The 24797-nt window shown below is 64.2% G+C and carries 25 protein-coding genes and 1 pseudogene; 23 read left to right on the top strand and 3 right to left on the bottom strand.

All coding sequences use genetic code 11. The features are described from left to right. Window positions 1–54 precede the first annotated feature (54 nt). The 3 genes from AACZ65_RS01265 (at window position 55) to AACZ65_RS01255 (ending at window position 4593) form a co-directional block, all read left to right on the top strand. Complete coding sequence (locus tag AACZ65_RS01265) at window positions 55–1941, top strand: hypothetical protein (protein ID WP_339667543.1); 1887 nt, start codon at window positions 55–57, stop codon at window positions 1939–1941. Between the two features lie 88 nt (window positions 1942–2029). Continuing rightward, the gene (locus AACZ65_RS01260; protein ID WP_339667542.1) at window positions 2030–2905 is read left to right on the top strand and encodes an SCO family protein; all 876 of its coding nucleotides are present in this window, start codon (window positions 2030–2032) and stop codon (window positions 2903–2905) included. Next, on the top strand, window positions 2905–4593 hold the full coding sequence (locus AACZ65_RS01255) for a cytochrome c (protein WP_339667541.1): 1689 nt from the start codon (window positions 2905–2907) through the stop codon (window positions 4591–4593). Before AACZ65_RS01260 ends, AACZ65_RS01255 begins: the two co-directional genes overlap by 1 nt. A gap of 79 nt (window positions 4594–4672) precedes the next feature. On the opposite strand, the gene AACZ65_RS01250 is transcribed toward AACZ65_RS01255, so the two are convergent. Beyond that, entirely contained in the window at window positions 4673–5425 is a 753-nt protein-coding gene (locus AACZ65_RS01250) for a prepilin peptidase (RefSeq protein WP_339667540.1), read from the bottom strand. A gap of 114 nt (window positions 5426–5539) precedes the next feature. On the opposite strand from AACZ65_RS01250, the gene gspG reads away from it, so the two are divergent. From gspG to AACZ65_RS01210, 8 genes are read left to right on the top strand one after another with little or no spacing between them, the layout of a single operon-like run. After that, on the top strand, window positions 5540–5995 hold the full coding sequence (gene gspG / locus AACZ65_RS01245) for a type II secretion system major pseudopilin GspG (protein ID WP_037275201.1): 456 nt from the start codon (window positions 5540–5542) through the stop codon (window positions 5993–5995). Further along, window positions 5983–6471, top strand: a complete 489-nt coding sequence (locus AACZ65_RS01240) for a GspH/FimT family pseudopilin (protein WP_339667539.1) — start codon at window positions 5983–5985, stop codon at window positions 6469–6471. Before gspG ends, AACZ65_RS01240 begins: the two co-directional genes overlap by 13 nt. Window positions 6472–6482: 11 nt before the next feature. Continuing rightward, entirely contained in the window at window positions 6483–6824 is a 342-nt protein-coding gene (locus AACZ65_RS01235; RefSeq protein ID WP_339667538.1) for a hypothetical protein, read from the top strand. Continuing rightward, on the top strand, window positions 6821–7441 hold the full coding sequence (locus AACZ65_RS01230; RefSeq protein WP_339667537.1) for a type II secretion system protein GspJ: 621 nt from the start codon (window positions 6821–6823) through the stop codon (window positions 7439–7441). The genes AACZ65_RS01235 and AACZ65_RS01230 overlap by 4 nt, the downstream gene beginning before the upstream one ends. Continuing rightward, a complete protein-coding gene (gspK, locus tag AACZ65_RS01225; protein WP_339667536.1) occupies window positions 7438–8373 on the top strand; it encodes a type II secretion system minor pseudopilin GspK in 936 nt (311 codons plus the stop codon). Before AACZ65_RS01230 ends, gspK begins: the two co-directional genes overlap by 4 nt. Continuing rightward, window positions 8370–9572: a type II secretion system protein GspL gene (gene gspL, locus AACZ65_RS01220; RefSeq protein ID WP_339667535.1), complete on the top strand. Its 1203-nt coding sequence runs from the start codon at window positions 8370–8372 to the stop codon at window positions 9570–9572. Before gspK ends, gspL begins: the two co-directional genes overlap by 4 nt. Further along, complete coding sequence (gene gspM / locus AACZ65_RS01215) at window positions 9569–10084, top strand: type II secretion system protein GspM (RefSeq protein ID WP_339667534.1); 516 nt, start codon at window positions 9569–9571, stop codon at window positions 10082–10084. The genes gspL and gspM overlap by 4 nt, the downstream gene beginning before the upstream one ends. Next, window positions 10081–10845: a hypothetical protein gene (locus AACZ65_RS01210; RefSeq protein ID WP_339667533.1), complete on the top strand. Its 765-nt coding sequence runs from the start codon at window positions 10081–10083 to the stop codon at window positions 10843–10845. The genes gspM and AACZ65_RS01210 overlap by 4 nt, the downstream gene beginning before the upstream one ends. A 2-nt stretch (window positions 10846–10847) precedes the next feature. Here the strand turns inward: AACZ65_RS01210 and AACZ65_RS01205 are convergent, their stop codons facing one another. After that, window positions 10848–11366: a tetratricopeptide repeat protein gene (locus AACZ65_RS01205; protein ID WP_339667532.1), complete on the bottom strand. Its 519-nt coding sequence runs from the start codon at window positions 11364–11366 to the stop codon at window positions 10848–10850. 254 nt (window positions 11367–11620) lie between these two features. Between AACZ65_RS01205 and gspD the strand changes: the two genes are divergently transcribed. The 7 genes from gspD to modC all read left to right on the top strand — a co-directional run bounded on the left by gspD (window position 11621) and on the right by modC (window position 19287). Then, window positions 11621–13570, top strand: coding sequence for a type II secretion system secretin GspD (gene gspD / locus AACZ65_RS01200; protein ID WP_339667531.1), 1950 nt, complete (start codon window positions 11621–11623; stop codon window positions 13568–13570). Between the two features lie 3 nt (window positions 13571–13573). Then, complete coding sequence (locus AACZ65_RS01195) at window positions 13574–15028, top strand: GspE/PulE family protein (RefSeq protein ID WP_339667530.1); 1455 nt, start codon at window positions 13574–13576, stop codon at window positions 15026–15028. Further along, the gene (locus AACZ65_RS01190; protein ID WP_339667529.1) at window positions 15025–16236 is read left to right on the top strand and encodes a type II secretion system F family protein; all 1212 of its coding nucleotides are present in this window, start codon (window positions 15025–15027) and stop codon (window positions 16234–16236) included. The genes AACZ65_RS01195 and AACZ65_RS01190 overlap by 4 nt, the downstream gene beginning before the upstream one ends. 56 nt (window positions 16237–16292) lie before the next feature. Then, a complete protein-coding gene (locus AACZ65_RS01185) occupies window positions 16293–16661 on the top strand; it encodes a winged helix-turn-helix domain-containing protein (RefSeq protein ID WP_339667528.1) in 369 nt (122 codons plus the stop codon). Between the two features lie 83 nt (window positions 16662–16744). Beyond that, on the top strand, window positions 16745–17503 hold the full coding sequence (gene modA, locus AACZ65_RS01180) for a molybdate ABC transporter substrate-binding protein (protein ID WP_339667630.1): 759 nt from the start codon (window positions 16745–16747) through the stop codon (window positions 17501–17503). A gap of 3 nt (window positions 17504–17506) precedes the next feature. Further along, window positions 17507–18205 (top strand): molybdate ABC transporter permease subunit, encoded by a 699-nt coding sequence (gene modB / locus AACZ65_RS01175; RefSeq protein WP_339667527.1) that lies wholly within the window; start codon window positions 17507–17509, stop codon window positions 18203–18205. Beyond that, window positions 18205–19287 (top strand): molybdenum ABC transporter ATP-binding protein, encoded by a 1083-nt coding sequence (gene modC, locus AACZ65_RS01170; RefSeq protein WP_339667526.1) that lies wholly within the window; start codon window positions 18205–18207, stop codon window positions 19285–19287. Before modB ends, modC begins: the two co-directional genes overlap by 1 nt. Window positions 19288–19293: 6 nt before the next feature. On the opposite strand, the gene AACZ65_RS01165 is transcribed toward modC, so the two are convergent. After that, complete coding sequence (locus tag AACZ65_RS01165) at window positions 19294–19980, bottom strand: GntR family transcriptional regulator (protein ID WP_339667525.1); 687 nt, start codon at window positions 19978–19980, stop codon at window positions 19294–19296. Window positions 19981–20106: 126 nt separating this feature from the next. Between AACZ65_RS01165 and AACZ65_RS01160 the strand changes: the two genes are divergently transcribed. From AACZ65_RS01160 to AACZ65_RS01140, 5 genes and pseudogenes are all read left to right on the top strand, one after another. Beyond that, entirely contained in the window at window positions 20107–20805 is a 699-nt protein-coding gene (locus AACZ65_RS01160) for an aspartate/glutamate racemase family protein (RefSeq protein ID WP_339667524.1), read from the top strand. 21 nt (window positions 20806–20826) lie between these two features. Beyond that, window positions 20827–22203, top strand: coding sequence for an NCS1 family transporter (locus tag AACZ65_RS01155; protein WP_339667523.1), 1377 nt, complete (start codon window positions 20827–20829; stop codon window positions 22201–22203). Between the two features lie 81 nt (window positions 22204–22284). After that, a pseudogene (gene puuE, locus AACZ65_RS01150) lies at window positions 22285–23373 on the top strand (allantoinase PuuE); the annotation flags it as partial. 62 nt (window positions 23374–23435) lie between these two features. Further along, window positions 23436–23930: an ureidoglycolate lyase gene (locus AACZ65_RS01145; RefSeq protein ID WP_297540642.1), complete on the top strand. Its 495-nt coding sequence runs from the start codon at window positions 23436–23438 to the stop codon at window positions 23928–23930. After that, the gene (locus AACZ65_RS01140) at window positions 23927–24745 is read left to right on the top strand and encodes a bifunctional allantoicase/(S)-ureidoglycine aminohydrolase (protein WP_339667522.1); all 819 of its coding nucleotides are present in this window, start codon (window positions 23927–23929) and stop codon (window positions 24743–24745) included. Before AACZ65_RS01145 ends, AACZ65_RS01140 begins: the two co-directional genes overlap by 4 nt. The last annotated feature ends 52 nt before the right edge of the window (window positions 24746–24797 follow it).

The following is a 24797-nucleotide window of genomic DNA, read 5'->3' as shown; positions in this document are numbered from 1 at the left end:
TTTGAATCGGAGACAATGAAAATGTTTCGTAAATCCATAAGACTGGCCGCGGTGATGGCATTGCCCGCTTCGGCCATGGTTGGGGGGGCGCCCGCTTGGGCCCAGACACCCTTCGACCTGAACATGTTCTGCAACGTGTCGGGACATGCCAACGGTGGTCAGCAGCCGCGCGTGCCATTCGAGACGCGCACGACTGTTGGCAATACGACAACGCTCTTGACGGCGGACGGCTACTCGGTTTTCCCCGAGGGTGACAGCTTTGGTCCCAATCCGACCAACCTGCTGCCGACCATCTACGAGAACGCCAAAACCTGTCGGGGCAATGAAATCCCCAACACCCTGCCTTCGACACCGGACAACCCCTACAACCTGCACGACGATCCGGTGACACGGGAGATCGACAAGACCTCGCCCACCGATGATCTTGATTGGATCATGGACCGGATCGAGGCGATGTCGGAACCGCACGAGATTTGCCGGACTTTCCGCGGCAATCGGCACTGCTACAACTATCCGCGCCGGGTCAATCCCGCGACCCTGCGCACCCTTGCGAGCCGGGCCGTCGACATCATCGAGGGCAACGAGCTCAAGGGTCGTTTCAGCGAACGGGAATACGAAGGTTTCCCCTTGCTGCACTATCTCGGTGGCCTCAAGACCAAAGCGGTCGACCCTGAGACCAAGTCGGTCACTGTCAACCAGATCTGGTATGACAGCCATATCGAAGCTGACGCAAACTACATCGACCCGATCGCTGTGACGGATGAGGAATGGACGATCCACTACGTGATCAAGATCCTCAACCGTGGCCACGAAGACTTTGCACCCTACGCCATGTTCTTCGATGACTGGACAGAGTTCGACTTCACCCCCGAAGGTGGACCGGACATGACCGCTGGTGGCACCGCATTCCCGCGCGTTCCCAACATCGGCATGGACCAGACCTTCTTCCCGATGCAAGAGGGTCTTGAGTATACGCTCAACATGAAGATGCCCCCGGCACGCTTCTGGAACCTCAGCTATCACTGGGGCTGGCGTCAGCACCCGCCGCGGGTTCAGGTGGTCGAGAACATGCGCGTTCCGCTGCGCAACGGCGCATTGCGCAACACCGCAGAGATTGGCGTATTCGGTGAAAACCCGCGCGCCAGCGAACAGGCGAAGCTGGATGCAATCGCCATGATCGGCGACACCGCCCCGGCCAAGCGCATGTGGCAGATGTTCCGTGAAATGGCCGGCATGACCATCAACCGGAACAACAAGCACTTTGGTGGTGGTCTCAATGGCTCGATCGTTCAGGCGCAGATGCACCTGATCCGTCAGGCCTTCTATGACTGGCGGAACCGCAATCACCTGCCCACCGGCTATGAAATGGCCGAGGATGCCGATGTCACCGTTCTGTTCCTCAACAACTCCATCTATGGCCAGTTGAAGGATCACGATGGCACATCTCAGGTGCGGATGTTCAACGGCCCTTGGAAAAAACGTGGCGACAAGGTCAATATTCAGCTTCTGAATGGCGATTACTTTGTCCACGCCTATGTTCTGGTGGACTTCGGCGGTTTGCGTGGCTGGGAAAACACCTTCCACAACACCCTGCCCAGCGGCGGTGCCGGCCCTCTCTTTACCTTTGGCCGGAACTACTTCTGGATCCACGTCGCAGGGGGCGGCCCGATCCCGGTCCCGCCGGCAACACCTCCGGCTGATGCGCCCAAGACCCCTGTCAACGATACCATCTGGCAGGTTTCCAATGGCAATGGCATAGGCCGCGGCAATTCCGAGTTCGCTTGGGGCGGCATGCAGCAGGAAATGAACGAGTATGTGAATGTCGATGGCATCGGCGAACACCACCTCGAAGTGACCTTCAGCTACGAGCCCTCTGCACGTCTGCGGATGTACCAGTTCGACGCGCTGCACCATGATGTCGCCGTGTGGTCGATCCACTAAGCGACTGATCTGAAAAAGGTTCCGGCGGCATCCCAGCCGCCGGTGCCTCTCTCATTTTGAGACATTACTTTCTCGACGGAGACTTGAAATGAACGAGACCAAAGCTGCCCCATGGATCGCGCCCGCCTGTGCCCTCAGCCTGGCGCTTTTGGCATTCGCGGCCCCTGCCTCGGCCGATCATTCCGGCTACACCAAAACCGAAGACCATAGCCAAGGTCACGATCACAGCGCGACCACGAGTGCCGATCACACCGGCCATTCAATGGATCATGGTGCCCAGACCGAGGGCCATGATCACAGCGGTGCCATGACCGACGATCATAGCAATCATTCGGCGCATCAGGCCATGCAGGCCGAGGGCCACGACGCCCACGCCGCCGCTGGACACCGTATGCCCGACCATCTCGGGATGGACGATCAAAACACCCTTGGCATCGCGATGAGCCCCGATGGCTTTCAATACAAGCGCAGTCTGCAAGACTACCAGATGCCCGATGTCACGCTTCGCAATCAATTCGCCAAGAAGGTAAGCTTTGTGGACTTGCTGGATTTTGACGGTCCGGTTCTGCTCAATTTCATCTTCACCAGTTGCGCCACCATCTGCCCGGTGATGAGCGCGACCTTTGGCCAGACCCAAGAGGACCTCGTCGCCATCGACGACAACTACCTCATGGTCTCGATCTCGATCGACCCGGAATATGACACGCCCACGCGCCTGCGCGAGTATGCAGACCTGCACGCCGCCCGCGAGAACTGGGTTATGCTGACAGGCCAGTTCGACGACATCTTCACCGTCGTGCGCGCCTTCGATGCGGTTTATAAGGGTGACAACAAGATGTATCACCGCCCACTCACCTTCCTGCGCGCGAACAAGGACGCCCCGTGGCTCCGGCTCGAAGGTCTGCTTGGGTCCGAAGAACTTGCAGAGGAATACAGCAAATTGCTGCATCCTGAGGTGAATTGATGCGCTTCCCAGCTTTTCGCGCCACGGTTCGGCGTCTTGGATTGGCTCTCGCCTTCGCCGCTGTCCCGCTTTGGGCCGGGGCAGGGCAGGCGGGCGATGCCGAACTTGGCCGCAAACTCTATTGGGAGGGGATCGGTGCCGACGGCCAACCGATCAACGGTGTGACACAGGGCGACGTCAAGGTTTCGGGCTCGCAATTTTCCTGTGTCAACTGCCACCGTCCCAGCGGTTTTGGCACCTCCGAAGGCGGCAATTACGTGCCGCCCATCATTGGCTCTGTTCTGTTCGAGAAAAAGACGCCGAACCGCAACCGCATTTTCAAGGACCTCTATCAAGAGGTGCAACCCCCCGGTTTCTGGGCGCGGGTGCGCTCGCCGCGTATGCGCCCGGCCTATGATGACGAGCTGCTCGCCCGTGCGCTCAAGGACGGGGTGGATGCGGGCGGGCATGTGTTCGATCCGATCATGCCGCGCTATGACCTCACCCCACAGGATGTGGCCAACCTCTCTGCCTTCCTCAAGACGCTGTCAGTCGAGATTGACCCCGGCGTGACCGACCACGACATCCATTTTGCCACCATCATCGACCCCGGTGCCGATCCGGCGGCGGCGGATGCCATGATCCGCACGCTCGAGTTGTTTTTCGAGTGGATGAACAAGGACACCGAAGGTGATACCCGCAATCCGACCTTCTCGCCCAACTATCGCTCGAATTTCATTTCCGCGTATCGCTACTGGAACCTGCATGTCTGGCGGCTCGAAGGGCCGCCCGAGACATGGCGCGCCCAGCTTGAGGCGAAATATGCCGAACAGCCGGTGTTCGCGACCGTCAGCGGGTTGGTTGAGGGGCCCTGGGATGAAATCGGTGCGTTCTGCGATGCAAAACGCCTGCCCTGCATCTTTCCCAATGCCGAACTGCCCACTCCGGGCGAGGGGCGCTATGGTTATTCCGTCTTCTTCAATCGTGGCCTGACACTCGAGGCCGAGGCCCTTGCGCTTTATCTTGGGGATCAGGACAAGGCCCCGGCCCGCGTCGTGCAGTTGCATGGCACCGGCCCCCAAGGGACCCGCCCGGCCGAGGGCTTTGCCAAGACGATGGAAATGGTCCTTCCCGGGACCGCGCTCGACAGTCTCAGCTATGAAGGGGCCGAGGGACTGCGCGCAGCGATTGCCGCGCAAGACCCAGAGTCGACCTTGGTGATATGGCCTCAGAATGTGGCAGAGGCGGTCGCGGTTCTGGCCGAAAACCCGCCCCCCAATGCACGGATTTTCCTGCCATCTGCGGCAAAGGAACCGGCGCTGGCGGCCTTTTCACCGGCTCTTGTGGAACAGGTCCGGCTGGTTTGGCCCTATGACAAGCCAGAACATTACCACCCGCGCAAATACCGCATTCGCGGTTGGATGCACACACGACGGCTTGCGGTCACACATCCCCGTATTCAGCTGCAAACATACTATGCACTGACCATGATCCAATTCGGTCTCATGCACGCAATTGATGATTTCTACCGCGATTATGTGCTTGAAATCATTGAACATGAGGCCGAAAATGAACTGAACCCCGGCACGCATCCTGAACTCGGCCTGGGGCCGGGACAGCGCTTTGCGTCCAAAGGGGCATACATTGCGCAACTCGTTCCAGAAGAGCGTGTGGGGTATCGTGTTGTCAGTGATTGGATCGTACCCTAGGTTTTGAGTAATGGGCCTAAGGGTGCGTAGTGGGCGGTGGGGAAACCTGCCGCTCACGCTTTTTCGGGGCCGTGCTTTCTCAGATCAGTGGCCAGAGCCAGACCAACCCGGCTGCCGCCGCGAGATAGGCACCAAAGGCAATCGCCAGATCGCCCTCAGGCCGCGCGCCACGCCAGAGCGCCATGACCCCGGCCATCCCCATCGCCAGAATCGCGGCGATCAAGGTCACACTCGGCAGCGCCATCACCCCGAGGCCCGCGCCAATCCCCGCCATCAGCTTGACATCGCCCATCCCCAGCCCTTCGCGCCCGCGCAGCATCCGATAGCCGATCCGCAGCGCCAGAAACGCCCCCGCGCCGATCGCTGCTCCGACAAGCGCGCCCCAAAGATCGCGGCCCGGATCTTCCCACGCCATCAGCAATCCGGTCAGAAAGAGCGGTCCGGTCAACCCGTCCGGCAATCGAAACGCCGCCAGATCGCACAGAACCAACCCCATCAACAGCCAGAGCCAGAGCGCCCCCAAAACCATGTGCAGCGGCGATTGCGCGACCCAGACCGCCAGCACCGCCAGCGCCATGCCGGCCACTTCGGTGTAAAACAGCCGCTTGGGGATGTGCACGCCACAGGACCGGCACTTCCCTCCCAGCCACAGCCAGGACAGAACCGGCACCATATCGCCTGCCCCGATCCGCACGCCACAAGACCGGCACCGCGAGCGCGGCCCGACAATGCTCTCGCCGCGTGGCAACCGGTCTGCCCAGGCTGCCAGAAACGATCCCATCGCCGCCCCAGTCAAGATCAGGTAAAAGGCGAGTGGGGCGGTTGCAGGCATAGGACCTCCAATGCGGGAAAAACGGGGCAGGGGCCACAGCGGCGATTGTCAGGGCGTTGCGCTTACTCTATGATTCATCACGTAGTCTATACGCATTTACGGACAGATTTTACCATGCAAATCAATGTGTCACGCCGCTCGCCCCGCGCGTCTGCCGATGCTGGCTTTTCGCTGCTCGAACTGATGGTCGTGGTGGTCATCATGTCCATTCTTGCACTGGTCGTCATGCCGCGCATCATCGACCGGCCCGATCAGGCCCGCGCCGCGCGGGTGCAGTCGGACCTTGCGGTGCTGGCGGGGGCGGTCAAGCTCTACAAGCTCGACAATTTCCGCTATCCGACCACAGAACAGGGGCTGCGCGCGCTGGTCGAGGCCCCGACCGCAGCGCCCGTTCCCTCCAACTATGCCGCCAACGGCTATATCGACCGCCTGCCACAGGACCCTTGGGGCAATGAATACCAATACCTGCAACCGGGCGTGCATGACGAATTTGACATCTTCACCCTCGGGGCGGATGGGGTCGCAGGGGGTACCGGCCCCGACGCGGATATAGGGTCATGGGGCGAATAACCACCGATCCCGAGGCTGGCTTTACCCTTCTGGAAATGGTCGTGGTCGTGGCCGTGATCGCCGTGCTCTCGGTCACGGCGACCTTTTCCATCACAGACCGCAGCCGGGGCGAAGGCGACGTGATCCGCTTTGCCGCCGCCTACGACCGCCTGCGCGATGCGGCTATCCTGAGCGCCACTCCGCAGGGCATCATCCTTGTTCCCGGTGGCTGGCAGGTGCTTGTGCCACCCGCACCCGGCGCCGCCGAGAACGGATGGCAACCGCTTGGTCGGGAACAGAAATTCCGTGGCGAAGCGCGGTTTGAGGGGCCCGAAGGCGCGCTCCTGCCGCGCGAATTGCCGCGTGCCCCGCGCCCTGACATCACCTTTCTGCCCGACGGTCAGGTCAGCCGCTTCGAAGTCACCTTCATCGGCAACGACACCCTCAATCGCTGCCGTTCTGCCGGGCTTCTCGGTCTTGAGTGCGAGGCGACATGACGGATCGCGGTGTGACCCTTCTAGAACTGGTGATCGCGGTTTTCGTGCTCTCTCTTGGCACCATCGCCGCGCTGCGCAGCGCCGATCAGGCAGGCCGCGCCTTGGGCGGCGAGGCGGCGCGGGTCATGGCGCTTGAGGTGGCGCTGAACCGGGCCGAGGAATACCGCCTCCTCGGCGCGCGACAGGCCGCGACCCTGCCGCGCAGCGTCACTTTCGGCCCCCATCAATGGCAGCTCGAGATCACCGAGGCCACGACCCGCGCCGGGTTTACCGAGGCCACGATCATCGCGCGTGCCCCCGATCAGCCCGGTGCGCGGTTGGTCGTCATCGCTCAGACCGAGGTGGTGCGATGACCCGCTCCGCCATGGCAGACCGGGGTCTGACGCTGCTTGAACTGGTGGCGGTGCTGGCGATCTTTTCCCTTGTCGCGGTCATGGGGCTTCAGGCGCTCAGCGGCATGATGCGCGCCCGCGACCGTCTGACCGATGCCGATGAACAGGCGGCGGCGCTTGCGCGCGGTCTCACGCTTCTGCGCGAGGATCTCAAATCCGCCGCTGCCCTGCCTTTCTGGCCGCCGGGGGCGCTCGATCCGGAACCGGCCTTTCTCGACCTCACCGGGCCTGCCGGGTGGTTCGCCCTCTCGACCGCCGGGCGCGCCGTGCTGCCCGAGGTGCAGGCGGCAGGTCAGGCGCGCGTGATCTGGCGCCATGACCGCGACGCCGACCGCCTCACGCGCCAGATCTGGCCGGTGCTGCGCCCCGCGTCTGATCTGGCACGCGGCCCGGAAACCACCGTGTTTGAACGGGTCGCGGGCCTGCGCCTGCGTGCCTACGCCGGAACCGAAGAGGGCTGGGTCACGGATTGGGGCGTGCCCGATCTCGTCCCACGCCCCGCCCTGCCCAAAGCCATCGAAGTGGAAATCGAGTCGCTGGCATATGGCCCACTGCGCATCGTGGTGGCCTATCCATGACCCGGCCCGGCGCACAGGATCGCGGTGTCGCACTGCTTAATGCGCTGCTTCTGGTCGCCGCGATTTCGGCCGTGGCGGCCGGTCTCATGCTGCGCGCCGAAACCAGCCGCACCCGCGTCGAACACCTGCAAGTCAGCCAGCAGGCGGCACTGCATCTCGATGCCGCCGAATGGCTGATCGACCCGGTGCTGCGCGGTGATTGGGAACGCGACCAGAACCTTGACCATCTGCTCGAAGGCTGGTCGCTGGCCGGGTTCGAGGCCGATATCGACCGCGCCCAGATGACCGGCACTATCACCGATCTTCAAGGGCGCTACAATATCAACAGCCTGAGCGACCCGTCGGATCTCAACGCGGTGCAATCCTTTGACCGGCTCTTGGCCAGCCTTGGCCTGCCGCTGACGCTTGGCCGCGACATCGCCGGGTTCATTCAGGCACGCGGCCCGGCCCAGACGGCCGAATATGCCAGCCGCCCCTTGCCCATCCTGCCTGCGGGCGCGCCGCTTGACCGGATCGAAGAGTTGCGCCTCGTCAACGGCATGACCGCCGAGGCCTATGCCCGGCTCTTGCCCTATGTGGCGGCTCTGCCCCCCGGTGGCGGTCTCAATGTCAACACCACCTCGCCCGAGGTTCTGGGCGCGATGCTGCCCGGCACCAATCCCGCCGGAATAGCCCTGCTGATCGCGGAACGCGGCCGCGTGCCCTTTGCCGACCGCGAGGATTTCACGACCCGCGCCGAGACCCTGCTGCACCCGCGCGTGATCACGCAATCCCTGGCCCCTGATGGCGGCTTTGTCACGGCCTCGGATTGGTTCGAGGCGCGCTTCGATGTAAGGCTTGACGGGCGCATCCAAAGCCGCATCCTGACGGTCGAACGCTCCACGCTGACCGGGGCCGTCACCCTCAGACACCGCCGGACCGTCACCCAATGACCCTGACACTCACCCGAAAATCGCGCGGCACGATAGCGCCCTTGCCGGTCCATGACCTGACCGGCGATACGCCCCCGCCGCGCGGGCCTTTCGTGGCCTCGGTGCCGGGGATGGCCGCGCCGCTGGTGCCGCTCGATCTGCCGACCGCGCTCAAGGGGCAGGCCCGTGACCGTGTGGCACGCCGCCAGTTGCGCGATGCCTATGGCGGCACCGAGACGGGGCTCGATATTCGCCCTGCACGGCTTGGGGCCGCCCCCGACCAATGGACGCGGCTCTTGCTGACCGATGCGGGCGACCGGCGCGACTGGCTGCATGCGCTCGGGGCCTTTGCCCCGCTGTGCCGCGCGGTGCTGCCGGATTACCTCTGCCTGCCGGCTGCCCCCGATCTCTGGGTGATCCAGACGACGGCGACAGCCGTCATCGCCCGCCTTGGCCCCGAGGATGGCTTTGCCGCCGAACCGGATCTGGCCCTTGCCCTGCTGCAAGAGGCCGCGCGCGCGGGTGGCCCCCGCGCTATCCTGCGCCAAGGCCCCGAACAACCCGCGATTGACGCGCTTCTCGCGGGGCTGAACCTGCCGATCTGCGCTGATCCCGGCGATCTCGCGGCGCATGGCGTGGTCGCGCCCACCCGCTTTGCCCATAACGAGCTCGCGCTCGATCTCGCCCGCGATCCCGGTGCCGAGCGCGCAGAAATGCGCCGCACCCTCAGCCGCCTGCGCCTGCCTCTGGCTCTGGCGGTGCTTGGTCTTGTCGGCTGGGTCGCCGCCACGATGATCGAAACCCGCGCCCTCGATGCACAAGGATTGGCCTATCGCCAGAACGCCGAACGCATCCTGCGTCAGGTGATGATCCCCACCGGCCCTATTCTCGACATCCGCAGTCAGGTCGCACAGGTCATGGACCGCGCCCGCAACGCCAACTCTGATGTAGAGTCCGAGGCGCGCCCGCTTGATGTGCTGCGCCGCGCCGGTGCGGTGATGGCCAATCACGAAACCACCATCACGCGGGTCAGCTATCAGCCCGGCGCGGGGCTGGTGATCGACCTGCAGATCAGCGATTTCGCGGCGCTCGATGCGCTCGTCAGTGACCTGCGCAACGCTGGAACAGAGGCGCGCGTCGCCCAATCCGTCACCCGCGAGAATACCGGCGTCGAGGCGGTGCTCGCCATGGCCGTGACCCAAGACGGGGCCAACCGATGAGCGCCCTGATGGACAGATTGACCGGCTTTCTGCTGGGGCTCAGCCGCCGCGAACGCTGGCTCGTCGCGGTATTGGCGCTCATCGCGCTGCCGGTTGGCGCGATCTATGGCATTGCCCTGCCTCTGGCCCAATCGCGCGAGGCCGCCCGCGCCGCCGTGGCCGAGGCGCGCGCGACCGAACTTTGGGTGGCCGATCAGGCGGTGCAGTTTGCCACGCTTGCGCGGGACGCCGGCCAGCGGCCCCAGGTGACGCGCGCCACCAACCCCATCGGCATCAGCGGGATCGAGGCCAGCCTGCGCGATGCCGGTCTGCGCGAAGCGGCCACCGAACTGGCCAACGCTGCAGACGGCGGTATCACCCTGCGGTTCGACGCGGTGCGCTTTACGCAGTTGGCCGAATGGCTGACCGCGCAGAATGACATCTGGGGCTATGATCTGGCGGGCTTTACCTTTGAACGCGGCGCGCGCACCGATGTGGTGGCCGCCGATCTGCGTCTGGTGCCGCTGCAATGAAACGTCTGCTTTTGATCCTTCTGGGCCTCGTTCTTGGCCTTGCGCTGGCTGCACTCAGCGAAGGGCGCTTGACACACCTGCGCAGCGCGGCACCGGGGCTGGTGCCCGACTGGCTCGCTGGGGCCGAGGATCACTCTTCGCTCTGGCGTGGTCAGCGGCGGGGCTTGCAAATGCTGCCTTGGCCAGTCGCGGGCGATCTGACCTGGCGTTTTGACCAGATCGAGGGTCTGGGCGGGCGCTGGTCCGTTGCGCTGTCCGGACCGGGGCTGTCGGGGCAGGGGGCGCTTACGCTCCCCCTTGCGCTCGATCAGGCAGAGCTGCGCAGCGGGCGATTGGACATCCTGCTCGGCGATTGGCCCGCGCTCATCGACGGCTGGCCCCTTGGCGGACGGGTTCTGGCAGAGGGGCTAAGCGCGGATATGACCCTGCCGGACCGGCGCTTGACGCGGCTCGGGGCCGTTATCGACTGGTCCGGCGCGCGGATCAATGGCGTGGAGATTGGCACGGCCGAGGCGGTTCTGACTTCGGATGCCGGCACATGGCGCGCGCCCTTTTCGCTCACCGGCGATGTGATCCGCGCACGCGGCACGCTCTCTGGGCGGTTTGGCGATCCCACGGCACAGCTTGACCTGCGGATCGACCCCGTGGGTGAAGTGCCAGAGGACTGGCAACGCGCCTTGGATCAGGCCGGGCAATCGGCGGACGAAGGCTGGCAGATCACCCGTGACGTCGACCTTGGCGCAGGCTGGCCGCTGTTCTGATCCTATCCGCCCAAACGCTTGAGGTCCCGGGCAATATCCGCCCGGCGACTTGCCATGGCCCCCAGCGGATCGAGGCTGTCGTCAGTCGCCAGCATCTCCTTGAGCGCGGCATCGGCTGCGCGTAGCTTGGCCACTGTCGCGGCCCCGGTGCGCCCCGCGCCCATATCCGCCAAGGCGCTTTCGTGCTGCGCCGTGCCGCTCACCGCCAGCGCCGCCGCGCGGTCGCTGCCCTTGCTGCCTGCCGCGAGCGCGCCGGCCACTTGTGCCGCCTCGTCATAGCGGCTCGCCCGCAAGAGGGCGTGGGCGTATTCCAGCCTGAGACGCGGCTCAAGCGGCCCCGCTGTCTGGATCAACGCCGCATAACTGCGAATGGCACTGTCATAATTGCCCTGCTCCAGCGCCTTGCGCGCAGAGCTGTATTTGCGCTGAAAATCCGCGCCTTCGCTGATCGTACCCGGTTCACAGCCTGCGAGCGCCATGAGAACAGCCAGACATAGCAAAGGCTTGTTTGAAATCGGCATTGGTGAACTGCTCCTGCCCTTTTGGTCAGGAACCTACCATGCCCCATGCGGTGCGAGCCATGAAAAATCCGTGACTTGCCTAAAAAAACACGCTTTGGGACATTCCTGCGTCAGCCCGTCTTTCCAATGGAAACGACACATCAAATCGGGTAGTCTGACCACAGAGGCCCAAACCGCCGGTCAGAGCAGTGGTGGCCTGAGGCAGTCATGAAAAGGCAGGAGATATCACCCAATGATGTTCCTGAATTATACATATGCAATTTTTTAAACGTCTGGCCCTTGTGGCGATGCTCTGCTGCGCTTGGCCCGGCCTGTCGGTGGCGCAGGTCTCGCTTGATCTGCGCGATGCCAGCCTGCGCGATTTCGTCCAGATCGTTGCGCAATCCACGGGGCGCAATTTCATTCTTGACGAACGGGTGCAGGGCACCGTGACCGTGGTTGCGCCCAATCAGGTGACACCCTCCGCCATCTACGAGATTTTCCTCAACGTCCTCGAACTTAATCGCCTGACGATTGTCGAGGGTGCTGAAACCGACCGGATCGTGCCCATCGACCTTGCCCGCGAATTGGCGCCGGGGGATGCGCGCGCGCGGCTGGGCGGCGATTTCGAAACACGGGTGATCCCCGTGCGCAACAGCGTCGTCGATGAGGTCGCAGAGGTGATCCGCCCCCTTTTGCCCGCCGAGGCGGTGCTGTCGACCGTTCCGGATTCGGGGCTGATGATCCTCTCGGACCGTCGCGAGAATTTCCAACGCATCGTGCAGCTTGTCGACCGGCTCGACACGCCCAGCCGCAACGCGATTGAAACCATCCCCCTGCGCAATGGCAAGGCCGCCGAAATGCTCGGCGTCATCAACGCGTTGTCGATTACCCCTCAGGGCTCCAGCCTGTCGGCCGATCCGCGTTCCAACGCGCTCATCGTGTCGGGCACGCCGGAATTCCGCGACCGCGTGCGCGATGTGGTGTCCGAACTCGACAAGCCGCAGCGCAGCATCGCAACTGAGGTGGTGCATCTCAACTATGCCAATGCCGCCGATCTGGCCAATGTGATCCGCCAGAGTTTCGGCGCGCCAGAGGCCCCGGCGGACGGAAGCGCGCCCGCGGCGTCAGCCCCCGGCGGCATCACCATCGTTGCCGAGGAACAGCAGAACGCGCTCATCATCACCGCACCTACGGACCGGATTGCTTCGATCACCAATGCGGTGCGGGGCTTGGATCAACGCCCCGATCAGGTTTTGATCGAGGCCGTGATTTTCGAGCTTTCGGTCGAGAGCTTTTCCGACCTCTCCTTCCAGTTCGGCGGCGTCATCGACGGGGCCACCGTGGGCGGTGTCGAATTTGCCATTCAGGGCCGTCCCACCCTGACCAGCCTTGTCAGCACGGTGCTTGCGGGCAATCCCCCGCAAGGCGGCGGCACCGGCGGCAGCATCGCGGCCTTTGACAAGAGCGGCATTGGCGGCTTTCTCGCGGCGCTTGCCTCCAAAAGCTCGACCAAACTGCTCTCGACCCCCTCCATTCTCACGCTCAACAATCGTGAGGCGGAAATCATCGTCGCGCAGAATGTGCCTTTCGTGACCGGCAGTTTCTCCACCGTGGGCGATAGCGCCGTGCCGCAACAGCCCTTTCAGACCATCCAGAGGCAGGACGTGGGTCTGACCCTGACCGTCACGCCGCAGATCACCCGCGACAACACCGTGCGCCTTGAGATCAACCAGGAGGTGTCGAACCTCACCAATGCCGCCTCTGCGGCGGGGGGCGAAATCACCTCCAAGCGCGAACTCTCCACCAATGTGCTGGTGCGCGACGGGCATGTCATCATGCTGGGCGGTCTCTTGGAAAATGGTTCGGGCTCGGTCAATCAGCGCGTGCCGGGGCTCAGCGAACTGCCGCTTCTGGGGCGGCTCTTCAAGGGGCGCTCGACCAATCAGAACCAGCGCATCCTTCTGGTGATGCTGCGCCCGCGTATCCTGTCCAGTGACGAAGAGGCGCGCGAACTGACAAGGCGTCTGGCCCGCGAGGCCAAGCGCGCCGCCGAGTATATCGCTCCCGCGGATGACGGCACCTATCCGCGCGTCCCGGACTCGAGCTTTCCGTTTGACGGGGCCGATCTCAACCAGCCGTTTGATGCCAAGTTCATCGACGGGGCGGCGCGCAGCCGCCGCTTTCCCCCGTTGCCCTCGGCGCTCAAATTCGCGGACAGATAGATCATGAGCGCGCCGCTTCTGCCCTTTACGCTCGCGCGCGATCAACAGGTTCTGATCGAAGGGGCGCGGCTTTTGATCGGTCCCGGTGCCACGGCCCTCGGTCTGCGCGAGGCGCGCAGGCGGGCTGGCCAGCCGCTTGAAACAGAGCAGCTTTCGTCCGAGGCGTTCCAGGCGCGACTTGCCGTGCTCTATCAGGACGGCACCAGCGCCGAGACCGGCACAGACGATCTGGCCTTTGATCTCGAAGAGGGGGCAGGCGGCGGCCGTGGCCCGCGCGACTTGCTTGAAGATGGCGAAGAAGCGCCCGTGATCCAGCTCGTCAATCAGCTCTTGCGCCGCGCCGTGCGCGCCGGGGCCTCTGACCTGCATGTCGAGCCGCATGAGAATGGCCTGCGCGCGCGGATGCGCGTGGATGGCATGTTGCAATCGGTCCTCGACCGTCAGGACCTGCCGGTGCGCCGCGTGGTGTCGCGGCTCAAGGTGATGGCGGGCCTCGATATTTCCGAAACCCGGCTGCCGCAGGATGGGCATATCTCGCTGCGCTTGGGCGGGCGCGCCATCGACGTGCGTGTCTCGACCCTGCCCGGAAACTATGGCGAACGGGTGGTGATGCGGGTGCTCGACCGCTCTGCCGGTCTCATGCCGCTGGATCAACTTGGCCTGCGCGCCGATCAGATCGAGGTGCTGGAACGCATGGCGGCGCGGCCCAATGGCATCATCCTTGCCACCGGCCCCACCGGCTCGGGCAAGACGACGACGCTCTATTCGCTCCTGCAACTCGCCAATGACGAAATCCGCAATATTCTCACCGCCGAGGACCCGATCGAATACGATCTGCCCGGCATCAGCCAGAGCCAGATCAACGCCGAAATCGGCATGACCTTTGCCGCTGGACTGCGCGCGGCGCTGCGTCAGGACCCCGACATCATCCTCGTGGGCGAAATTCGCGATCAGGAAACCGCCAGCGTCGCGGCTCAGGCCTCGCTGACCGGGCACCTGGTGTTTTCCTCGCTGCACGCCAACGGCTCTGTCGGCGCGGTGGTGCGTCTGCGCGATCTGGGGCTGGATGACTTTCTCATCGCCGCCACCCTGCGGGGCGTCATCGCCCAACGCCTCTTGCGTCAGCTCTGCACCACCTGCCGCCGCGCAGCCCCCCCCACCGCCGATGAGGCCGCGCATTTTGCAGCCGCAGGCATGGTGATCCCCGACACGATCCACCATCCTGTCGGCTGCTCCTCCTGCAATGGCACCGGCTATGCGGGCCGGGTTGGCGTGTTCGAAATCCTCGAAGTGTCCGAAGCCCTGCGCGCCGCCATCGACAAGGGCCAGTCGGAAATGGAGATGAAGCGCGTGGCGCTCGCCCCCGATCAGACCCTCTTTGGTCAATCGCTGCATCAGGTGGCGGCGGGCAAAACCAGCCTTGCCGAGGCGCTGCGCGTGGTGGGCGACGCGCTGTGAGGGCCTTTGCCTACACCGCCTTCAATGCCGAAGGTCAGCGCAAACGCGGCACCCTCGTGGCCGAGAGCGAGGCACAGGCCGCCGACATCCTGCGCGGTCAGGGCCTCTTTGCCGAGGACATCACCGCCAAGCGTCAGGGCGGCGGTCTTACGCTCGCGCGCAGCCGCCGCACCCGGCTCAACGCCGATATGCGCGCGGTCTTTACCCGCCAGATGGCGGTGCTCCTGTCCTCCGATCTCTCCGCCGAAATGGCGCTCGAAACCATACGCTCCTCCGGTACCTCGCCGGTGATCGAGGCCGCCGCAGCCGAGGCCAAGGCGGCGCTCATGGATGGCCAGCCGCTTTCGGTCTCGCTCGACAAAGCCAACGCGGGCTTTCCCCGCTTTTACATCGCGGCGGTGCGCGCGGGCGAAACCTCGGGCGATGTGGCCGCGGTGTTCGAGGGGCTGGCCGAATATCTCGAAACCGTCGGTGCCGACCGCGCGCAACTGGCCACCGCCCTGATCTACCCGGCTTTTGTGGCTGCCGTGTCGCTCTTGGTCTGCGGCATCCTGATGGTCAACGTGGCCCCGGAAATTGCCGCGATGTTCGCGGTCTCTGGCCGCGAATTGCCGCCACTGACACAGGTGGTCATGGCGATCAGCGACTGGATTCAGGCGCATTGGATTGCCCTCGCCATCGGCATTGCCGCCAGCATCACCGGCCTTGTCTTTGCCCTGCGCGTGCCGTCTGTGCGTGACCGCTGGCATGGCATTGCCCTCTCGCTGCCGGTCATTGGCCGGCTTCTGCGTCTCTCGGCGGCGGCGCAATATCTGCGCACGCTGGCGCTGGTGATTTCCAGCCGCCAGACCGTGGTCGATGCCGTGACCTCTGCCAGTGACGTTCTGGTGATCCGCCGTTTCCGCGCCGAAGCACTCGATCTCGCCGAGGCGGTGCGCTCAGGCGAGAGCCTCAGTCAGGGTCTCACCCGCATGAGCCTCATTCCCCCCGTCTGCCGCCAACTCATTGACGCAGGCGAGAAATCCGCACGCCTTGGCCGCATGACCGAACGCGCGGCGGTGTTGGTGGAAACCTGGCTCACCAACGAGCGCAAGCGTGTTTCGGCCCTGATCGACCCGCTTCTTATGATGATCGTGGGGGCGCTCGTGCTGGTGATCGTGCTGGCCATCCTCTTGCCGATTTTCGATCTCCAGGCCTCTGTCGGCTGATTTTTTGGCCTTCGATATGTCTTGCCTGACCGAATGCCTCTTGGCATAACCCAGCAATGACCCATCCCACCGCCCCCAGCCTCCGGATTCGCATCGTCTTTGGCGAAGACGCGATGCTGGGCCCCGGCAAGGCCGATCTCTTGGAACGTATCCGTGATACCGGCTCCATCGCCGCCGCCGGGCGCAGCATGTCCATGAGCTATAAACGCGCGTGGATGCTGGTGGAATCGATGAACACCGCCTTTCGCGAACCTTTGGTTGAATCGAGTCGTGGCGGGGCCAAGGGGGGCGGTGCCTACCTGACCGATACCGGCATCGAGGTGTTGGCCCATTACCGTAAACTCGAAGACATCATGACCGAGGCCGGGGCGGCGCGGATCAACGCGATCCAGTCCATGCTTAGGGATATTCCCGACGGAAAATAACGCTTGCCTCTGATCCTGCCTCTTGCGATATGTTCTCAGAACTATATCAGAACCTGGAAACTGGCGTGACCCATTCGCATCCTCTGCATATCGCCGCCGCTTGCGCCCTTGGTCTTGGTCTTCTGTGTCCCAGCACGGCCCGCGCTGAAACCATCACCGTTTTTGCCGCCTCCAGCCTCACCACCGCCTTGGCCGAGATCGAGACAGGGTTTGAGGCGGCCAGCGGCCATGATCTGGTAATCGCCCTCGCCGGTTCCTCCGCACTGGCCCGCCAGATTCAGCAGGGCGCGCCCGCTGACATCTTCCTCTCTGCCAGCCCCGACTGGATGGACGTTCTCGAAGCGGATGGGCTGATCGAACCGGACGCGCGCTTTGACCTCTTGGGCAATCGCCTTGTTCTGGTGGCCCATGGCGATGCCCCGCCCGTGGAAATTGGCCCCGATTTCGATCTGATGGCACGTCTTGGCGACGGGCGGCTGGCCATGGCGCTGGTCGAGAGCGTGCCGGCGGGCGTTTATGGCAAGGCCGCGCTGCAATCCCTCGGGCTATGGGAGGCGGTCGCACCACAGGTCGCGCAGGCCGACAATGTGCGCGCGGCCCTCGCCTTTGTCGCCACCGGCGAGGCACCGCTTGGCATCGTCTACGCCACCGATGCAACCGCCGACGCGCGCGTGACCATCGTCGGCACCTTCCCCGAGAACAGCCACCCCCCCATCGTTTATCCCGTCGCTGACCTTGCCAACCACGACACGTCCGCCGAGGCAGAGTTTCTCGCCTATCTGCGCGGACCGCAGGCGCGCGCCGCCTTCGCGCGGCAGGGCTTTACCGTGTTGGCACACTAGCGCATGACCGATTGGCTCAGCCCTGCGGAATGGGATGCGGTGCGGCTGTCCTTGCGGGTGGCCCTCTGGGCGACGCTGATCAATCTGCCGATTGGCATCGCTCTGGCCTATGCGCTTGCACGCGGGCGCTTTCCGGGCCGGGGGCTCTTGAACGTGGCGGTGCATCTGCCGCTCATCATGCCGCCGGTGGTCACGGGATACCTGCTCTTGCTGGGCTTTGGCGCGCGCGGTCCCATCGGCGGCTTTTTCGAGAGCAGCCTTGGCCTCAGCTTTGCCTTCCGATGGACCGGCGCGGCACTGGCCGCCGGGGTCATGGCGCTGCCCTTCATGGTGCGCGCCGTGCGCCTGTCGATCGAGGCGGTCGATCCAAGGCTGGAACAGGCGGCGGCCACGCTGGGCGCCTCGCGCCTCTGGGTGTTCCTGACCGTGACATTTCCCTTGATCATTCCGGGCATTCTCGCAGGCACCGTGCTGACCTTTGCCAAGGGCATGGGGGAATTCGGTGCGACTATCACCTTTGTTTCCAACATTCCGGGTCAGACCCAGACCATTCCGCTGGCGATCGACCTGCTGCTGGAAACGCCGGGGGGCGAGGGGCGCGCGGCCCGGCTGGCGGCGCTGTCGATTGCGCTGGCGGCATCGGCGCTGGCCCTGTCCGAATGGCTCTCGCGGCGGGTTGCGGCCCGTGTCGGGGGGCAATGATGCTGGATGTATCCTTGCGGCACAGGCTCGGGGCCTTCACGCTCGATGTGCAGTTTCGCGCACCACCCGGTGTCACCGTGCTCTTTGGCCGCTCCGGCTCGGGCAAGACCAGCATCGTCAACGCCGTGGCGGGGCTTTTGATGCCCGACGAGGGGCGGATCGTCTCGGACGAGCGGGTGTTGCTCGAAACAGCCGCCGGGGTCCGCCTCAAACCGCATCGCCGCCGTTTGGGCTATATCTTTCAGGAGGGGCGGCTTTTTCCGCATCTCACCGTGCGCCAGAATCTCGGCTATGGCGCGTGGTTTGCCCCCAAGGGGGCTGCACGCGCCGATCTGGCGCAGGTCGTCGATCTCTTGGGCCTTGGCGCGCTGCTGGAGCGTCGGCCCGCTGCCCTCTCTGGCGGTGAAAAACAGCGCGTTGCCATCGGTCGTGCGCTTCTTGCCGCGCCGCAGCTTATCCTTGCCGATGAACCACTTGCCGCACTGGACGAGGCGCGCAAGGCCGAGATTCTGCCCTATTTCGAGCGTCTTCGCGATGCGGTCAGCGTGCCGATCCTCTATGTCAGCCATTCCGCCTCCGAGGTGGCGCGTCTGGCCACCACCGTTGTTGCGCTCGAGGCGGGGCGCGTCATCGCACAAGGCCCCGCCGCCGAGGTGCTGGGCAATCCTGCCGTTCTGCCCACCGGCGCGCGCGAGGCGGGCGCCGTGCTCCTTGCGCGGGTCGTCGCCCATCACGCCGATGGGCTGTCAGAGCTGTCGGCGGGTGGCATCCCCCTCTTGTTGCCGCGTGTCGCGGCCCATCCCGGCGCCAGCCTGCGCATCCGCATTGCCGCCCATGACGTGATCCTGGCGCGCACCCGTCCCGAAGGTCTCTCGGCGCTCAATATCCTGTCCGGCGTCATCCAGGAAATCCGCCCCGGTGGCGGCCCCGGTGCCATCGTGGCGATTGATACCGCCGCTGGCCGGGTGCTGTCTCGCGTCACGCGCCGCTCGGCTGCGGCCTTGGGCCTTGCCGTGGGACAAGAGGTGCATGCCGTGGTCAAGGCCGTCGCCGTCGCCACAACCGACATCGGCGCGGCCTGACTGCCGTCACCCGGTTGCGCGATCCGGGGACAGGATCATCGAGAGCGGCCCGACGCGCGGTGCCTCTTCGCCAAATGCGATCTCACCCTCGATATGGCGCAGGTGGTGATCCACCATCTCTTGCGCGCGCGCCTCATCGCGGTCAACGATGCTCTGCACAATGCGCGCGTGCTCGTCATCCGAGCAGAGGCTTGCCGCATTGGAGCCGTAGAGCCCGATGATCAGCGAGGTGCGCATGGTCAGTTCCGCCAGATAATGCTCCAGCACCGAATTGCGCCCGATCTTCGCCAGCAGCATGTGAAACGCGCGTGAGGCGCGAATCGCCTTGGGGCGGTCATTCTGGCTTCGGATCGAATCCTCGGTCGCCAGATGCGTGCGCAGGCTGGCAATATCGGCCTCATCGGCGCGGCGCACCACGTTGCGGATGATCGTGGCCTCGATGGCGCGACGGGCCTGGAACACGTCGCGCGCCTCGTCCTCGGAGGGGGTGGATACAAACGCCCCGCGATTGGGGATCAGATCGACCACCTGATAGGCCGCCAGCGTCGCAAGCGCGCGGCGTACATGCGCGCGATTGCAGGAGAAAAGATCGCTCAGCGCCTGTTCGCCCAGCTTGGTCCCCGCCCGCAAACGCTGATCCGAGATGGCATCCAGCACATGCTCGACCAGCACGGTTTCCGGGGTGTCAGACATAGGGCGCTCCATTCCTTTGCTGCGGGAAAACTTACATTTTCAGGCTACAAAATCGACCGGAAAAATTGTCTGTTTAAATTGTTAACAATTTATGTTACTCAAGTTGCAGTTCAAGTGGAGGAGCCCATGAAAATCTTTGTCATCAACCCGAATTCGACCACGAGCATGACTGACAAGATCGCGGCCTCCGCACGGGCCGTGACGGCACCGGGTGTCGTGATCGAGGCGCGGTCGGGCGTGGGGGCACCCGCCAGCATCGAGGGCCATTACGACGAGGTCATGGCGGCCCCGCGCCTGCTCGATCAGGTCCGCGAGGCCGAGGCGCAAAGGGCCGACGCCATCGTCGTTGCCTGTTTCGACGACCCCGCCATCGGCGCCTGCCGCGAGATCGCTACCGGGCCGGTAATCGGTATCTGCGAGGCGGCGGTCAAGGCGGCCAGCATGGTCGCCACCTCTTTCAGCGTGGTCACGACCCTGCCGCGCTCGGTTCCGATCATCGAGGAATTGGTCCGCCGCTACGGTCTGGATCACCAATGCCGACGCGTGCGCTCGGCGGCAATCCCCGTGTTGGCGCTGGAAGAACCCGGATCGAACGCCCGCCTGCTGGTGCGCGCCGAAATCCTCAAGGCGATCGAGGAGGATCGTTGCGAGGCCGTTGTTCTGGGCTGTGCCGGCATGGCCGACCTTGCCGCATGGCTGACAGAAGAGACCGGAATCCCCGTCATCGACGGCGTGACCGTCGCCACGAAATTCGCCGAAGCCCTCGTGGGCGCGGGCATCAAGACCAGCAAGATCGGTGCCTACGCGCCACCAAACCCGAAATAATGCATCTCAGGGAGGAGAGTCATGACAATTTCAGATACAAACCGGGGTGTTTTGCCGCATGACGGGCATATGCCCGAGGTGATCGAACACAAGGGTCTGGGCGAGGAATCGCTGGCCCCCCAGAAAACGCGGATCATGGACCCGTGGTCCTATCTCTTCGCCTGGCTTGGCGGCTGCGTCTCCATCGGGACCTTTACCATCGGCTCGGGCCTCGTGGGCACGCTGAACCTGCTGCAGGTGTTTCTGGCCATCGCCATCGGCTGCACCGTCATCGGCCTTGCGCTGATGATCAACGGGGCGGCGGGGCATAAATACGGCATCCCGATGATGGTGCAATTGCGCTCGGCCTTCGGCTTTTCCGGCGCGCGTATCCCGGCGCTGGTGCGCTCTGTCCCCGCCCTCGTCTGGTTCGGTTTCCAAAGCTGGATCGGTGCCGGCGCGCTCAACCTGGTGAGCGAGACACTCTTTGGTTATTCCAATATCGTGGTCTTTTTCGTGGGCTTTCAGGCCCTGCAGATCCTGCTCTCGGTCTTGGGCTTTCACGGCATCAAATGGCTTGAGAATATCGGCTCGGTGTTCATCATCGGTGCGCTGATCTACATGTTCACCTCTGTCATCGGCAAATATGGCGATGAAATCAGCACCAATCTGATCAATGTCGAGGGCACCTGGGGCGCGCCGTTCTGGGGGGCGACCATGCTCTTTCTCGGCATCTATGCCACGATGATGCTCAACGTCTCGGACTATAGCCGCGAGTTGCGGCAGGATGTCGGGCGGGTGCGTCAGGTGGTGATCTATGCCAATTCGATCCTGCCCGCGACGCTTTTCATGGGCCTGATCGGCCTCATGGTGTCGAGCGCGACCGGAGAAGTTGACCCGATCCGCGTCTTCTCGAATGCGGTGGATAACAAGCTCCTGCTCGTCGTCACCCTGCTCTTCATCGCCTTTGCGCAGGTCACGACCAATATTCTCAACAATGTCGTGCCGCCCGCCTATGCGCTGATGGATGTGTTCAAGCTCAGCTACAAGACCTCTGCGGTTCTCGTCGGCCTCTTGGCCTTTGCCACCTTCCCTTGGGAATTGGTCAAGAACGAGTCCGCCGCCGGTCTCAATCTCTTCATCCAGACCTATAGCGCCTTCTTGGGTCCGATCTTTGCGATCCTCGTGGTGGATTACTACCTGCTGCGCCGCCAAACGCTCAATCTCGAGAAACTCTATGACGAGAGCGGCGATTACGCGGGCTACAATCCGGCGGCCATCATCGCCATGGCGGTGGGTGTGGTTGCGGCGCTGACCTTTTCGGCGGTGTCGTGGTATGCCAGCTTGATCCCGGCGGGTGTCACCTATTACGTGCTGATGCGGCACCTGCCTGCCGCACAGCGGTTTCTTGACCGCTGACGCGCAATCAGGCTGGGGCAGGGGGCCAATCGCCCCCTGTCCTTGCGTTTCTTCCCAAGACACGACCCCGGAGGTGATGACATGATCCGCTATCCCCGAGATTTGCGCGGCTACGGCCCCCAGATGCCAGACCCACAATGGCCCGGCGGCGCAAGGATCGCGGTGCAGTTCGTGCTCAACTACGAGGAAGGCGGCGAAAACTGCCTGCTGCATGGCGATGCCGCGTCAGAGGCATTCCTGTCGGATATTCCGGGGGCTACGCCTTGGCCCGGTCAGCGCCACTGGAACATGGAATCGATCTATGACTACGGCGCGCGCGCCGGGTTCTGGCGTCTGCATCGCCTCTTTACCGGCATGGACATCCCGCTAACCATCTATGGCGTCGCCTCCGCCCTTGCCCGCAGCCCTGAACAGGTGGCCGCCATGCAGGCCGCAGACTGGGAAATCGCCAGCCACGGCCTCAAATGGGTCGAGCACAAGGACATGCCTGAGGCCGAAGAACGCGCCGCCATCGCCGAGGCGGTGCGCCTGCACACCGAGGTCACGGGCACCCGTCCGCGCGGCTGGTATACCGGCCGCTGCAGCGTCAATACCGTGCGCCTCGTCGCCGAAGAGGGCGGGTTCGATTACATCTCGGATTGCTACGACGATGACCTGCCGCACTGGCAGGAGTTCGGCACGCGCGACCAGCTGATGATCCCCTATACGCTCGAATGTAACGACATGCGCTTTGCCGCCTCGCCCGGTTGGGTGACGGGCAGGGATTTCGAAACCTATCTGACCGATACCTTTGACACGCTTTATGCCGAGGGGCAGGAGGGCGCGCCCAAGATGATGACCGTGGGCCTGCATTGCCGCCTCATTGGCCGCCCCGGCAAGATCGCGGGCCTTCGCCGGTTTCTGGAGCATGTTCAGAGCCATGCAAACGTCTGGTGCCCGCGCCGGATCGACATTGCAGAACACTGGGCGAAAACCCATCCGCACGGCCGCCGCGAGCGGCCCAGCCAGATGGACCACGCGCGGTTTGCCCAAGTGTTCAGCCCGCTGCTCCCCGCTCCGTGGATCGCGGACCGCGCATGGCAGATGGAGCTTGGCCCGGCCCATGACAGCGCATTGGGGTTGCTCAACGCCTTCTCGCGCGTGCTGCGACAGGCCAGCCCGGCAGAGCGCGGCCCGCTGACGCCTGCGCAGCTTGAGACCGAAACCCTGCCGCGCTTGCAGGCGCTCTTGCCATGACCGCGCCCCTTATCGCCCGGGCCCTGACCGCTGCCGCCTTTGCCCCCTATGGCGATGTGCTGGAGGCGGCGGGCGCCCCCGACCGGATGATCAACGCAGGCCTCTGCGGGCGCTTCCATGATCGCGCCCGGCTCGAATTTCTGGATGGCCGCGCCGGGATCAGCCTTTTCGATGCCGAGGCGCGGCACCTGCCCTACACGCTCGACCTGATGGAGCGGCATCCCTTGGGCTCTCAGGCGTTCATCCCGCTCGACGGGGTGCCGATGCTGCTCTGCGTCGCCGAGGATGACAATGGCCGCCCCGCCACCCCGCGCGCCTATCTCAGCCAGCCGGGGCAGGGGGTCAATCTGCTGCGCAATGTCTGGCACGGCGTTCTGGCCCCCATCGGGCGCGCCGGACGCTACGCCGTGATCGACCGGATCGGCCCCGGCGACAATCTCGAAGAGTTTTACTTTGACCAGCCTCTGACCGTGGAAGGACCGCAGCCGTGACCAAGCGCAGCTATTACACCCCCGAAGGCGGCCTGCCGCCGCAAACCCAGCTTCTGACCGGCCGCGCCGCCTTTACCGAGGCCTATGCCGTCATCCCGCGCGGCACCATGAGCGACATCGTAACGAGCTATCTGCCCTTCTGGGACAAGGCGCGGTTCTGGGTTCTGGCGCGACCGCTCTCGGGCTTTGCCGAAACCTTCTCGCAATATATCGCCGAGGTGCAGCCGGGCGGTGGCTCTGACCGCCCCGAAACCGAAGAGGGCGTCGAGGCGGCGCTCTTTGTCGTCGAGGGCGCGCTGCGCCTCACCTTGGACGGGCAGGCGCATGACATGACCGAGGGCGGCTTTGCCTATATCCCACCCGGCACCGCCTGGACGCTGCGCAATACCAGCGACACGCCCGTCAAATTCCACTGGATACGCAAGGCCTATCAGGCCGTCACAGGTCTCGACCACCCGCCGGTCATGGTCGTCAATGAAAACGACATCGCGCCCATCCCAATGCCCGACACCAACGGTGGTTGGGCCACGACCCGCTTCATGGACCCCGCCGACATGCGCCACGATATGCATGTCACCGTCGTCACCTTTCAGCCCGGCGCGGTGATCCCCTTTGCCGAAACCCATGTAATGGAACACGGGCTTTACGTGCTCGAAGGCAAGGCGGTCTACCGCCTCAATCAGGACTGGGTCGAGGTCGAGGCCGGCGATTTCATGTGGCTGCGCGCGTTTTGCCCACAGGCCTGTTACGCCGGCGGTCCGGGACCGTTCCGCTATCTGCTCTACAAGGATGTGAACCGGCACATGGCACTCTGAGGCGGGGGTGCTGCCCCCGGACCCCCGAGGTATTTCGGGCCAGATGAAGCAA

Source organism: uncultured Roseovarius sp. (assembly GCF_963972555.1).
In the GTDB taxonomy this organism is placed as follows: domain Bacteria; phylum Pseudomonadota; class Alphaproteobacteria; order Rhodobacterales; family Rhodobacteraceae; genus Roseovarius; species Roseovarius mucosus.
The sequence above is the reverse complement of the archived record's forward strand: the minus strand, read 5'-3'. Positions and strand labels throughout refer to the sequence as shown.